The 12,900-nt window shown below is 67.1% G+C and carries 9 protein-coding genes; 1 reads left to right on the top strand and 8 read right to left on the bottom strand.

Annotated features, from left to right (window positions below):
* Nucleotides 1–57: 57 nt before the first annotated feature.
* The gene (locus AC07NS_RS09470; RefSeq protein ID WP_494602878.1) at nucleotides 58–396 is read left to right on the top strand and encodes a hypothetical protein; all 339 of its coding nucleotides are present in this window, start codon (nucleotides 58–60) and stop codon (nucleotides 394–396) included.
* On the opposite strand, the gene AC07NS_RS09465 is transcribed toward AC07NS_RS09470, so the two are convergent.
* The 8 genes from AC07NS_RS09465 to AC07NS_RS09430 form a co-directional block, all read right to left on the bottom strand.
* Nucleotides 393–995, bottom strand: a complete 603-nt coding sequence (locus AC07NS_RS09465; RefSeq protein WP_494602877.1) for an alpha-ketoglutarate-dependent dioxygenase AlkB — start codon at nucleotides 993–995, stop codon at nucleotides 393–395. The two genes, AC07NS_RS09470 and AC07NS_RS09465, sit on opposite strands and share 4 nt — an antisense overlap.
* A 16-nt stretch (nucleotides 996–1,011) precedes the next feature.
* On the bottom strand, nucleotides 1,012–4,176 hold the full coding sequence (locus tag AC07NS_RS09460) for an error-prone DNA polymerase (protein WP_494602876.1): 3,165 nt from the start codon (nucleotides 4,174–4,176) through the stop codon (nucleotides 1,012–1,014).
* Complete coding sequence (locus AC07NS_RS09455) at nucleotides 4,173–5,597, bottom strand: DUF6504 family protein (RefSeq protein ID WP_494603457.1); 1,425 nt, start codon at nucleotides 5,595–5,597, stop codon at nucleotides 4,173–4,175. The genes AC07NS_RS09460 and AC07NS_RS09455 overlap by 4 nt, the downstream gene beginning before the upstream one ends.
* A gap of 13 nt (nucleotides 5,598–5,610) precedes the next feature.
* Nucleotides 5,611–6,372 carry an ImuA family protein gene (locus AC07NS_RS09450; RefSeq protein WP_494602875.1) on the bottom strand — a complete coding sequence of 254 codons (762 nt, stop codon included), beginning with the start codon at nucleotides 6,370–6,372 and terminating at the stop codon, nucleotides 5,611–5,613.
* Nucleotides 6,373–6,542: 170 nt separating this feature from the next.
* A complete protein-coding gene (locus tag AC07NS_RS09445) occupies nucleotides 6,543–6,827 on the bottom strand; it encodes a hypothetical protein (RefSeq protein WP_494602874.1) in 285 nt (94 codons plus the stop codon).
* 527 nt (nucleotides 6,828–7,354) lie between these two features.
* Entirely contained in the window at nucleotides 7,355–8,992 is a 1,638-nt protein-coding gene (pgm, locus tag AC07NS_RS09440) for a phosphoglucomutase (alpha-D-glucose-1,6-bisphosphate-dependent) (protein ID WP_494602873.1), read from the bottom strand.
* 608 nt (nucleotides 8,993–9,600) lie between these two features.
* Nucleotides 9,601–10,353 (bottom strand): PIG-L deacetylase family protein, encoded by a 753-nt coding sequence (locus tag AC07NS_RS09435; RefSeq protein WP_158285862.1) that lies wholly within the window; start codon nucleotides 10,351–10,353, stop codon nucleotides 9,601–9,603.
* Nucleotides 10,354–10,818: 465 nt separating this feature from the next.
* Nucleotides 10,819–12,579, bottom strand: a complete 1,761-nt coding sequence (locus AC07NS_RS09430) for a PAS domain-containing protein (protein WP_494602872.1) — start codon at nucleotides 12,577–12,579, stop codon at nucleotides 10,819–10,821.
* Nucleotides 12,580–12,900 lie beyond the last annotated feature (321 nt).

Below are 12,900 nucleotides of genomic sequence, written 5' to 3'. Positions count from 1 at the left end.
ATGCAAACAGCACGCGCGGCCTTGGCCGCCCACTCCCTCCTGGCCCAGGACGCCGACATGGCGCGCCTCGAGGGACAGCTCATCGATCTCGACGATGTCGCCGCCCGTCGCGAGCGGCTGCTGGCCTATGCCGCCGAAACGCGCCCTGTCGTCGTCTATCGCTTCGTTTTTCCGCCTGGCGCAACCGTTGCTGGCCTTGGACGAGGCCATGAGCGCCGCGACGCGGCTGACCAGCTGCACTTGCTCGTGGGCCTGACCGGGGCCGGCGTCACCCGCAGCCAAGGCGGCCTGGCCGCCCGCATTCCTAAGGTGCTGGCCTCGCGCTTCGAGGCGTTAGCGGGCCCGCTGATCGCCGATTGGCTGGTCGCGCTCGATCTGGGCGAAGACGCTCTTTAAGCGGGGGTGTTGCGAAAGGTGCGGAAGGTAACCGAATAGCGCAAGGCTTCGACCGGAGGGATCGAATGCTCCCACACCTCCCGCGCGGGGCCTGTCAGCACATAGGCCGATCGGGGCGCTGGTCGAAGGGTCGCGCGCTCAAAGCCGTCGCCCAGCTTGCGCCGGAAACGAAACGGACAGCTGGAGCCCAGGGATACGCCTGCGACGATGTCGAACTGCGGTCGGTCGCGATGCCAGCCAATGCCGGCCCCCGGCGTGTGTTCGATCGCCAAGGCTTGACGGAAGTCTTCAGGGGCTCGTTCAGTCAAAGCCGCGACCCTCTCGCGCAGGGGCAGCAGGATATCGGGGATGGGAGACGCCGGCTCCCGGACCCCGCGGGCGAAATCGTAGGACCAGCCGAACGAGGCGACGCGGCGATTGCCCTCATAGCCGTGAAACTGGAACGGCGCGAAGGGCAGGGCGGCGATGGCCTGGATCAGAGCGGCTTCCTCGCCGACGTCGATGAGGTCGGGCCGATAGACGAGGCCGTTGGGCAGGCCGGTCGCAGGGGCGGGCCGCGGCGCATCCGGCAGGTCGAACAAGGCGGGCTGATTGGGCATGAGACTCATATGGGGATCAGCAGAAGTTGCGGCTGCGGCGGGCCCAGGCCAGGTCGCCGCCATCGGCGCTGCGATCCTGTAGGCTGGTCAGAAGGTCGCTCAGGTCGTGGAGCTTGTAGGCGACTAGGTGAACGACCTCGCCTTCGCGCTGGGTGCGGCCGTCAACGCCGATCAGCCGCGCCCCCAGCGCGATGCGTCGCTGCTGCTCGTAGAGCGTCTTCCAGATGACGAGGTTGGAAACGCCGGTCTCGTCCTCGATGGTCATGAAGAGGACGCCTTTGGCCGTCCCCGGCATCTGGCGCACAAGGACGAGGCCGGCAGTCTTGATGAAGCGGCCATCGCGCGCCTGAGCGGCGGCGCGACAGGGCGCACGGCCCAGCGCTTCGAGATCCTGGCGCAGTAGGGCGAGCGGATGGCGGCGCAGGGACAGGCCGACATGGCTGTAGTCCTCGACGATCTCGCGCCCCTCGGTCATCGCCTTCAGCGTCACCGCCGGCTCGTTGAGCGTATTGGCGCCTGGCTGGTCGAAAAGCGGCAGGGCGGTGTCCCTGAGCGCCTTGATCGCCCAAGCGGCTTGGCGGCGATCGCCCTTGAGGCTGGGCTGAAAGGCGTCGGCTTCGGCCAAGCGCGACAGAGCGCCGGTCTTGGCGCCCGAGCGGCGCCAGACCTCGTCGATCGAGGCATAGGGCTGGTCCTGGCGGGCCAGGACGATCCGGGCGGCGTCCTCTTCGGATAGGCCCCGGACCATTCGCAGTCCCAGGCGCACGGCCAAGGATCCGTCGCACCTCTCCTCCAGAGTGCAGTCCCAGCGTGAGGCGTTGACGCAGATCGGCCGGACTTCAACGCCGTGTTCGATGGCGTCGCGGACGATCTGGGCGGGCTGGTAGAAGCCCATCGGCTGGCTGTTGAGCAGGGCCGCGCAGAAGACTTCCGGATGGTGGCATTTGAGCCAGGAGGAGGCGTAGGCCAGGAGGGCGAAGCTGGCCGCGTGGCTCTCTGGAAAGCCGTAGGAGCCAAAGCCCTCCAGCTGGCTGAAGGTCGCTTGCGCGAACTCGGGCGGATAGCCGCGCGCGACCATGCCGCCGACGAGCTTGTCCTTGAAGTGACTGACCCCGCCGGTGAATTTGAATGTGGCCATGGCCCGGCGCAGCTGGTCGGCCTCGCCGGGCGTAAAGCCCGCGCACTCGATGGCCACCCGCATGGCCTGCTCCTGGAAGAGCGGCACGCCCAGGGTCTTGCCCAGAACCTTCTCCAGCTCGGGTTTGGGGTAGGAGACCTTCTCCTTGCCTTCACGGCGGCGAAGATAAGGATGGACCATGTCGCCCTGGATGGGCCCAGGGCGAACGATCGCCACCTCGATGACCAGGTCATAGAAGCTACGGGGCTGCAGGCGCGGCAGCATGGCCATCTGCGCCCGGCTTTCGATCTGGAAGACGCCAAGCGTGTCGGCCCGGCGGATCATCGCATAGGTGCGCGGGTCCTCCGGCGGGATCGCGGCCAGGTCCAGATCGATGTCCTTGTGGGCCTTGAGCAGATCCAGGCCGCGCTTGAGGCAGGTCAGCATGCCCAGCGCCAGGACATCGACCTTCATGAACTTCAACGCGTCGATGTCGTCCTTGTCCCACTCGATGATCTGGCGCCCGTCCATCCTGGCCGGCTCGATTGGCACGAGCTCGTCCAGGCGGTCCTCGGTCAGGACGAAACCGCCGGGATGCTGGGAGAAATGGCGCGGGGTGTTGAGAAGCTGCTGGGCCAGCTGAAGGGTCAAGCGCAGGCGCCGATCTGTCAGATCAAGGCCAAGCTCACGGGCGTGCCTCTCCTCGATCTCCTCGCGGCTGAAGCTCCAGACCTGGCTCGACAGGGCCTTGGTCAGGTCCTCGGGCAGCCCCAGCACCTTGCCCACGTCGCGCACCGCGCCGCGGGGCCGAAAGCGCTGGACGACGGCGACGATGGCGGCGCGGTGGCGGCCATAGGTCTCGAAGATCCATTGCATCACCCCCTCGCGCCGGGCGTGCTCGAAATCGACATCGATGTCGGGCGGCTCGTCGCGTTCGGCGCTGACGAAGCGCTCGAAGAGGAGGTCGTTGCGGTCCGGATCGATGCTGGTGATGCCCAGGACGTAGCAGACGGCCGAATTGGCCGCCGAGCCGCGGCCCTGGCAGAGGATGTCCTGGCTGCGGGCATAGGCGACGATCGAATTGACGGTCAGGAAGTAGGGTGCGTAGCCGAGGGCGCCGATCAGGGTCAGCTCGTGCTGAAGGATCTTTCGGATCTCTGGGGGCAACCCGTCGGGAAAGCGCCGGGCCGCGCCCTCCCAGGTCAGGCGCTCCAGGGTTTGCTGGGCGCTGCGACCGGCGGCGATGACTTCATGCGGATACTGGTAAGCCAGCTCGTCCAGCGAGAACCGGCACCGTTCGGCGATGGCGGCCGAGGCGGCCAGGGCCTCCCCGTGACGCGGGAACAGCCGCTGCATTTCGGCGGGCGCCTTCAGATAGCGGTCGGCATGGCGGTCGCGCCGAAAGCCGACGTCGTCGATCGTGGTTTTCTCGCGGATGCAGGTGACGACGTCCTGCAGCAGGCGGCGGGCCTTTTCGTGGAACAGCACCCGGTTGGTCACCACGGGTGTGACGCCAGCGACGCGGGCGAGGATTTCCAGTTGATGGAGCCGCAGGGCGTCGCCCGGCCGCCGCCGCAGGGTCAGGGCCATGTAGGCGTCGGGACCAAAGACGCTCGCCAGCTTCTTCAGCTGCAGGGCCGTCAGCTCGTCGGCGCTGTCCGGGACGAGGACGGCGATCAGCCCCTCGGCGTGGTCGGCCAGGTCGGCCAGCTCAAGGTCGCACTCGCCCTTGCCGGCCCGCGCCTTGCCCAGGGAGAGCAGGCGGCAGAGCCGGCCGTAGGCTGGCCTGTCGGTGGGATAGACCAGCACCGTCATGCCACAGCGCAGGACAAGCTCGCAGCCGACGATCAGCCGAATGCCTGTCGCCTTGGCGGCGATATGGGCGCGAACCATCCCAGCCAGGCTGTTGCGATCGCAGATGGCCAGGGCGCGATAGCCCAGGCGCGCGGCCTCCTCGAAGAGCTCGCCGGGCGAGGAGGCTCCGCGCAACAGCGAAAAATGCGAGGCACACTGAAGCTCGACATAATCGCCAAGCCCATCAAGGTCTTGCGAGCGTGGCCTCATCCGAACACCCCGACGATGAACCAGCGCTGGCTGCCGGTTTCGAGGTCCTCGCCGTCGCCGTCCCGATAAATCCAGTAGCGTTCGCCGCCCTGGTCCTCGACCTGGTAGTAGTCGCGCGACCGCGCCAGTTCGGCGTCGGCCTTCCACCATTCGCCAAACACCCGCTCGGGTCCGTCGGCGCGGCTCACGCGCCGCCGCACGCCGCGCCAGATGAACGACGCGGGCGGCTGGTCGGGCAGCAGGGCGACCGTGTCGATCGGCTCGGGATGGCGGAAAAGCCGCGTTGGGCGCGGCCAGTCGGCGGGCCAGGAGAAGGCGGCCGGACGCTCCAGGGCCGGCGCCTTCCGCACGCTCCGCTCGGGTAGGTCGCTGTCGGCGCTGGCCAGACGATAGACGCGCTCGGGCCCCAGGCGATTGGAGAGGGTATCGATCAGCGCCGACAGGTCCGCCCGCGCCCGTGGAGCCGCCAGGGCGTCATCCTGCCGGTAGGTCAGGGGCTCGGCGCCTGGCGCGGCCAGGACCATGCGCTCGACCCCAAAGCCCGGATCGACCCGCTCCAGCTTCTCGATCAGGAGCCTGGCCAAGCGCAGGGCGTCGCGCGAGGGCGCGGCCATGCCCACCCGTGCGGTCTCGATCCGGTTATCGACCCGGAAGAAGAAGGCGTCCACGACCTTGGCGCCCAGGGTCCGCGCCTCCAGCGCCGCGCAGAGCTCGGCGGTCAGCTCGGTCAGGTAGCGCGCCATCGTCTCGCTGGCCCCGATCGGTTCAGCAAAGACCCGCGTCGCCCGTAGGGTCTCGGGGGCCAAGACCGGTTCGATCGGCTCGGCCTCACGGGCCAAGGCGCGGTCAAGCCGGCGCACCGGGTCCAGTCCCAGGCGATGGGTGAGCGGACCCTTGGGCGTCGCTTCAAGCTCGCCGATCGTGTCGAAGCCGAGCTTGGCCAGAGCGGTGATGAGATCGGCCGGGAGCTGCAGCGCCGCGGCGGGCAGCGGATGGAGATCGCGACCCACCGCGCCGGCAGGGCTGACGAAGACGGCCCGCCGGCTGAACCGCGCCAGGGCGTGCGCGCCGCCCCAGCTGTCGGCGATCGCCGTCTGGGCCGACAGACCGGCCTTGGCCAGCCGGCGGCGGATGTCGATCAGCATGGCCTCCTCGCCGCCGAAAAGATGCGCGCAGCCGGTGGCGTCGATGACCAGACCGTCGGGGGGATCGGCCGCCACCGTCGGCGAGTAGAGGCGCTGGGCCCACAGGGCCAGCCGCAAGAGGGCGGCGCGATCGCCGTCGGCGTCCAGGTCCTGCAGGACCAGGCCGGGGGTGAGGGCGGTGGCGTGGGCGACCGCCTGGCCGATGCGCAAGCCGGTCTTGGCGGCGGCGAGATTCATGTGCGCGATCGCGCGGCGGCGACCGACCCGTCCGACCATGGCGATCGGCGTTTCAGGCGGCGGCGCGCTTTTGCCTTGCATCCGGATCAGCCGGTCGGTCGGCCAGCGGGGCAGGAAGACGGAGATGACCCGTTGCGTCACAGGCTTCTAGCTCGATGTCGAAGGCCTCGCCGGCGCGGCAGCGAAGAAGTTCCAAAAACCAGCGGAGACGGCCCACGCCGGGAACAGGCAGCGGCGAGGAGGGCAGGGCCGAAACCCGCCAGCGGGTCTGGGCCGCCGTGGGCTGGCCCAGATCGGCCGCATCGGCCACCCGCCGCCATCTTCGAATGGCGATGCATAATGTCCCGCTCTTCTCTGCGGCCAGCTGCAGCCGTCGCGAGGCGGTCATCGAGAGCTTGGCGACCTCGCCAACCACGCCCACCAGGCTGCCTGACCGCAGGCCTTCCTCCATCGCCGCCAGGACCTGGGCCTCCTCGCCGGCCTCGGCGAACACCACCCTCTCGGGCGGCAGGCCGACCTGGGCGAGGGAGGGCGCGAAGAGATCGCGCTGGCGAAGGCACCAGAGAACATCGCCCTGCGCCCGCGCCAGGAGACCGGCCGCAAAGCGCGCGGCCGCCGCGCCATGCAGGGCGCCGTCAGCGCCGCCAGCCACCTCGTGCAGGGCGCCCAGGGCCAGGCCCCCGCCCGGCAACCTATTGTCCAGCGTCGGTATGCCGAAAGGCAGCACGCCGCGCGTGGTCTGATCGGCGGTCTCGATGGACCGGACCTGGCGGCGAAGCGCGTCGAGCGCGGCGGGTGCGATGGCTTGGGACATGCTGACAAGAATGGACTTGTTCCATCTTTGTTCTCACGCCGGGCGGCGAGTCAATCAGCTCCAGGGTGCGACGTAGGCGCGCGCGTTCACCGAGGCCCTGTAGCTTCAAGCCTTTGAGCGGAATCTAAAATTTCGCGGCGCGCTCAAGCTGCGACCGAGCTTGTCGTGCCTCAGGCCGCCAAGGCGTCCGCGTCGGCGTTGAGAAGTCGCAACGCGGAGGGCGCAAGCGTCGGGTCGGCCGCGACCAGGTCCTTCATGGCCGCCGCCACCAGAACCGCCAGGGTCGGGCTGTCCTCGGCAAGCGACGTGGCCAGGGCGACTATGGTGCGAAGATCAGGATCGAGCAGCCGCTGGCGCTGGGCCTCCACCCGGGCGCGCCATCGCCCGTCCGTCTTTGGAAGGTCTGCCAGGACCCGGTCGCAGTCGTCGATGAGCGCGGCGATCTTCCGATCCACCCCGATCATCCCCGCGCACATCCGAAACCTTGCCTCGCTCATAGGCCTAAGCTTGGCGCCGGGCGTTACGGAAGCGCTACAAACAGGGAGCTTTTGCTGAACATGCCTGGGGTCGCTATGCCGACTGCTATTGAGGACGCTGGGGCTAGGAGTGCGGTTTTGCGCTCCGACAGATGCTCGGCGTCGACGCGCTACGCTGGGGCGGAAAACATCGCGCACGACGCCTTGGCGGATCTGCACGCCGCGCTTGAGGCGTTTGGGTCCAGGCCCGCATAGCCCGTCACAGAATGTCACGCATCAGCCCCACCGCTACGCTCTCTCGATCGAAACCTGATCGCCGAACTGGTGCTGGATTGCGGTCAGCAGGGGCGCGCGCCGCCCCAGATGCAAGCGGCGGGCCGTGCGGACATGACATTCATGGCTCCCGCTTTCGACCAGCGGGACCAGAGCGTCCGGCTCAATGGCGGCGAATGGCGTTCCATCTGGAGCGTGCGGGCCTGTTACACGCGGGCCGGCCGTGGAACCTGTCACATCTTGAGGGCCTCAGCGACCACGTTGCGAGCCTCGGCCTGGACCTTATTCAGGTGATCCGGGCCAAGAAATGACTCCGCGTAGATCTTGTAGACGTCCTCGGTGCCTGACGGACGGGCGGCAAACCAGGCGTTCTTGGTCGTTACCTTCAGTCCGCCGATCGCCTCGCCATTACCCGGGGCCTTGGTCAGGGCAGCAGTGATCGGCTCGCCGGCGAGGCTGGTGGCGGTGACGTCGCTGGGGCTCAGGGCGGCTAGGCGCGCTTTCTGTTGGCGGTCGGCCGGGGCGTCGAGGCGGGCATAGGCCGGAGCGCCATAGTTTTCGGTCAGGCCGGCGTAGAGCTGGCTGGCGCTCTTGCCGGTCACCGCCTGGATTTCGGCGGCCAGCAACGCCAGGAGAAGGCCGTCCTTGTCCGTGGTCCAGACCGTGCCGTCCTTGCGCAGGAATGAGGCGCCGGCTGATTCCTCGCCACCGAAGCCGACGGAGCCGTCCAGCAGGCCTGGCACGAAGTGCTTGAAGCCGACCGGCACCTCCAGCAGACGGCGGCCAAGGCCGCCGACCACGCGGTCAATCATCGACGACGACACCAGGGTCTTGCCTACCGCCACATCCTCCGCCCAGGCTGGGCGATGGGCGAACAGGTATGCGATGGCCACGGCGAGGTAGTGGTTGGGGTTCATCAGCCCGCCGTCGGGGGTGACGATGCCGTGGCGGTCGGCGTCGGCGTCATTGCCAGTGGCGACGTCGTACTTCGATCCGGTTTCCATAATCCCGATCAGGTTGGCCATCGCCGACGCCGATGAACAGTCCATGCGGATCTTGCCGTCGGTGTCGAGCGGCATGAAGGCCCAGCGCGGATCAACCGCGTCGTTGACCACGGTGAGGTTAAGCCGGTGACGGTCAGCGATCTCGCCCCAATAGGCGACGCTGGCCCCGCCCAGAGGATCGGCGCCAATGCGAACCGCGGCCGACCGGATGGCGTCCAGATCGAGGATCGCGGGCAGATCATCAATGTAGCGGGCGAGAAAGTCGTAGCGCCCGGCACCGGCCACGGCGCGCTCGAACGGAATGCGCCTGACATCCTTCAACCCGCCCTCCAGGAGTTGGTTGGCGCGAGCGGCGATCGCTAAGGTCGCGTCGCCGCCCGCCGGGCCGCCTGACGGGGGATTGTACTTGATGCCGCCGTCGCGGGGCGGGTTGTGCGATGGGGTCAGCAGAAGGCCGTCGGCGCTGCCCGGCGCAGTGCGATTTTGGGCGAGAACGGCGTGCGACACCGCCGGCGTCGGCGTGAAGCCGTCACGGGCGTCGATCAGGGTCTCCACACCGTTGGCGACCAGCACCTCTATCGTCGTTCGCCATGCCGGCTCTGACAGGGCATGGGTGTCGCGGCCCAGGAACAGCGGACCGGTGATCCCTTGGCTGGCGCGATATTCAGCCACCGCCTGAGCTATGGCCAGGATGTGGTCCTCGTTAAAGGCCGCGTCCAGGCTCGAGCCTCGGTGTCCGGAGGTCCCGAAAGCCACGCGCTGGGCGACGTCGGCAGGGTCGGGATGGATCTCGAAATAGGCGCGCGTCAGCGCATCAAGGTCGGCGAGATCCTCGGCGCGGGCGCGGCGGCCAGCGTGTTCATGCATAGGGAGCACCTGGAGGCGATTGGCCGGCTAGAAAGCCCTGCGACGATGGATTGTTCCAGCGACGTTTGACGATCAGACCTGCTGTTGCGGGTGGGGCCTGGCCGGTCCAGGAAAATGCCTCATGTCTCCCGCTCACATGCCATGTCGGCGAGCTGGATCGACCAAACCAGCGTGATCATCGCGTCTCCTCCCATTGAGCTGTAGGAGGCCAATGAAGCGCCGTCGATCATCGAAAGATGGCGGCTATGGGGGCGACCCAGTCCGAACGCGGTGCGCCAGGCGCGCCGCCGAAGGGCGCGGCGGCGGAATCTCACCATCCAACGGGATTCAATTTGAGGCCAAGGCTGCGGAACAAGCTGAGCCGCTGCGCATTTCATAGCGGTCAAATCCCCTTTGACCGCACTACCGCGAGGCCCTGGCGACGTTCCCCGAGCGCCAGGGCCTTTTGCTGGCGCTATGGCAGCGCTGGGTGTCAGAACCCTTGAAGGGGGTGTCGTAGCAACGCTGCTTGTTTGGAAGGGGGCGACGCCGTCGTGTCACCAAGGCGCATCAATGTAGCGTCATTGGCGGCCGATCTCGAAGGGCGAAGCATTCGGTGAGCCACGTCTTCAGAGGCGACGTTCAAGAAAGATCTCGAAGGGGCGTTCGACCAGGGCGGCGATCTCGGGTGGAAGCACAAATCCCGTTCGGTCATCGGTGATCATGCCCAACTGCGTGGCGTGCGCCGCAAGAGCGCGCTGGCGGCGTTCGATCAGGTCCGCGCAAGCCAGGCCCCAGACATTCCTGGCGCCATGACGCTGCAGGAGGTCTGGATCCGTCCACCCCCAAACCAGATACTCCATCAAGGCGACATCACGCGCCAGCATGCCGGCAAGGTCGGCGCCGAGCATCGCGGCGGCGAGGTGATCACCATGCGCCTCGCCGCGCCAGGGGGTCCAGACGCTCCACGGTGTGAAGGCGCCGCACCAGTCCTCCAGCGTCTCCAGCGTCTGTTGATAGGCTGCAAGTCCCCTAGGCCGCGGGCAGCCGTCAGGCCAATCGAGGAAAAGAATGTCGCTCCTTGGTACGCCCAGCACGTCGAGCGCCTGAATGGCTTCGGCTCGCCGCTGCTCGGCCAAACGTTCGGGCGACCAAGACGGCGAGCGCGGGTGAGAGCCCTCGCCATTCGTGAGGAAGGCCACCCGAGGACGCAGGCCGTGGTCGGCCGCGCGGGACAGAAGACCGCCACAGCCAAGGGTTTCGTCGTCCGGATGCGGCGCGATCACAAGCATGGCCGAAAGGCCCTCCAGGACGCTTTCGTCGATCGTGTAGGCCTGGTTGACCAAAGCGTCCCAGGCCGTCTCGCCGGCAGGCGTCACCATATCCCTTTGTCTCCACATCGACCGGCGGCCCGCGATCTCACGTCGCTCAAGGTAAGGGCGCCGCATTCTCCGGTGCGCACCGAGCGGCTTTGCGCGGATGAACAGGGACGGGGATGCATCGCGGGTTTCCTGGCGAGAGCGAAAGCAACGCTGCTTCGTAGGCTTTGATCCCGATCCGCTCCAGGAGTTTGCGGCTGCGTCCGCTAACGGGTCGAGAGCGCCATCGGAACAAGCATCGACACGCACTGGGCATGGGCGATCGTAACTATTGGCCAGTTTGATCAAAAGCAGCGGATCTGCAGGCCTCAGGGAAGGATGAGCGCCGTTCGCTATCGCGCGGTCCAGTGCTGTGCTGGCCGGGCGTTGTCGAATTGCCGACAACACCCCTGCAGCGGCAAATCGCGCAGCTGAGCTTTAAGGGAGAGGCGCGAGCTTCGGCTTTTGGCTCAGGCGGTAAAGGAGCGATCAGGCTTCCGCGGATCCAAAATCCGAAGGCGTGCGGCGTACGTCTGGAGAAAGCTTTGCGAGCGCCTGGCGGATGCGATCGAGCAACTCGGCGCGCCGGTAGGGTTTGCCGATCACATCCAGGGAGGGGCGGGCTGGCCCTTCGGCGAGCAGATCCTCGTTGTAGCCGGTGGTCAGGAGGACGGGAAGTTCGGGACGCAGGCGCTTGGCGTTCTCGGCCAGCACAATGCCGTTGCTGCCCCCTGGCATGACGATGTCGCTAAACAGCAGATCGAAGGCGTCGGGCGCGGCCGCGAGGACGGCCAGGCCTTCGTCGCCAGAGGAGGCCGTGGTCACCCGATAGCCGGCGCTCCGCAAGATTTCTGCGCCAAGCGCTTGCACTTCGAGGTCGTCCTCGACCAGGAGGATGCTCGCCTCGTTCTTTGGTGCAGGATCGGCGGGGGCTGGCCCGGCGGCCGCAGCCGAAAGCTCCGGGACGCTGCGCTCGGCCGCGCCCGGCACGGCCGGAAAGATCAAGCGGATCAGCGCGCCCTTGCCAGGTTCGCTCTCGATCTCCAGCCGTCCACGCGACTGCTGAACAAAGCCATGCGCCATGGCTAGGCCAAGCCCGGTGCCTTTCCCAACGCCCTTGGTGGTGAAAAAGGGCTCTGTTGCTCGCTCGAGAACTTGTTGGGGCATGCCCTCGCCATCGTCGAGAATCTCGACGGCTACATAATCGCCGCTGGGCAATTGCCGCGCCTCAGCGTCGCCATTGAGGTGGAAGGTCCTCGTCGTGATGGTGACCACGCCGCCGTCAGGCATGGCGTCGCGGGCGTTGATGATGATGTTGAGCAGGGCCATCTCGAAGTGGTCGGCGTCGACCAGGACGGCCGGCAAACGCCGCTGAAGGTTCAGTTGGACGTCGACCTGGGCGCCGACGGTCGTCTCGATCAGCTCGCCGAAATTATTGATCAGGTCGGAGAGATTGACCGCGGTCGGTTCCAATCGCGTCTTGCGGGCGAAAGCAAGGAGCTGGCGCGTGAGCTTGGCGCCACGTTCGGCCGCCGACCGTGCGGCATCGATATAGCGCAAACTACGTTCGTCCAACGGCCGCGAGGCCAAGAGTTCCAGGTTGCCGTTGACCACCTGCAAAAGATTGTTGAAGTCGTGGGCAAGGCCAGCGGTCAACTGTCCGATCGACTCCATCTTTTGCGATTGGCGGTAGGCCTGCTCGCTGTGGCGTCGCCGGCTGACATCGAGCTGACTGGCGAAAAAGTAGAGAAGCTCGCCGGAGGTGTCGTACACCGGACCGATGAACACCGAATTCCAAAACGGTGTGCCATCGCGTTTGTAGTTGAGGATCTCCACTGAGACGGCGTCTACTTTCTTCACCGCTTCTCGGATCTCGGCGATGACATCCCGGTCCGAGCCTGGGCCCTGAAGAAAGCGGCAGTTGCGGCCGAGGATCTCGGTCTCCTCGTAGCCGGTGAGATCGAGGAACGCCTTGTTGGCGAAGACGACGGGGTTATCGTCCTTGTTGGGGTCCGTCAGGATCATCGGCATGCGCGTCATCTCGACCGCGGCGAAGAAGACGCCTCCGCGCTCGTTTAGGTCGGGGCGGGTGATGGTGCTCTCGCGCCAATGGCGCATGCCAGGCGAGCCTAGCGGTTCGGACGGCCCGTCATCCAGGGTCCCCGCCGCGGGCACGCCGCGGCTCTGGCCGCCGCCTTCGATGTCTTCTTGAGGGAGGAGGGGCGAATGATCGTCGTCGGCGGCGGTCAAGTTGGTCTTCCAGGCGGCGCTTTCTCGGCTTGGAACGCGTGTCGCGCCCGCTTGGTTCGGCGCTTGCAAGGGTCGCTTCTCACAAGCGTCTTCACGTTGAGCCGCCTTGATGTGCCAGCAAGTGAGCGACTTGCTCATGCTGGCTTTTTGGGGGGCGGCGCTCGCCAGTCTGAGGGCCGGGGCGTCGCGCCGTGGGAAAGGCCATTTAGCGGCTGCAAGAGGGCCGCTTCAGGCGGGCCAAGCGGTTAGAATTTTTCGGTCGGCGTCTTGAAGCGCTCCCGCCGCGCCCTAACTCACCGCTTGCTGCCGGGCGCCGACAGG

It is taken from the genome of Caulobacter sp. GW821-FHT10A10, from assembly GCF_059415745.1.
This window is presented reverse-complemented; position numbering and strand designations above follow the sequence as displayed.

Coding starts and splice junctions, on each gene's coding strand:
- AC07NS_RS09470 (WP_494602878.1), top strand. CDS start 58: ATGGCGCGCCTCGAGGGACAGCTCATCGATCTCGACGATGTCGCCGCC.
- AC07NS_RS09465 (WP_494602877.1), bottom strand. CDS start 995: ATGCCCAATCAGCCCGCCTTGTTCGACCTGCCGGATGCGCCGCGGCCC.
- AC07NS_RS09460 (WP_494602876.1), bottom strand. CDS start 4,176: ATGAGGCCACGCTCGCAAGACCTTGATGGGCTTGGCGATTATGTCGAG.
- AC07NS_RS09455 (WP_494603457.1), bottom strand. CDS start 5,597: ATGGTCGGACGGGTCGGTCGCCGCCGCGCGATCGCGCACATGAATCTC.
- AC07NS_RS09450 (WP_494602875.1), bottom strand. CDS start 6,372: ATGTCCCAAGCCATCGCACCCGCCGCGCTCGACGCGCTTCGCCGCCAG.
- pgm (WP_494602873.1), bottom strand. CDS start 8,992: ATGCATGAACACGCTGGCCGCCGCGCCCGCGCCGAGGATCTCGCCGAC.
- AC07NS_RS09435 (WP_158285862.1), bottom strand. CDS start 10,353: ATGGTGACGCCTGCCGGCGAGACGGCCTGGGACGCTTTGGTCAACCAG.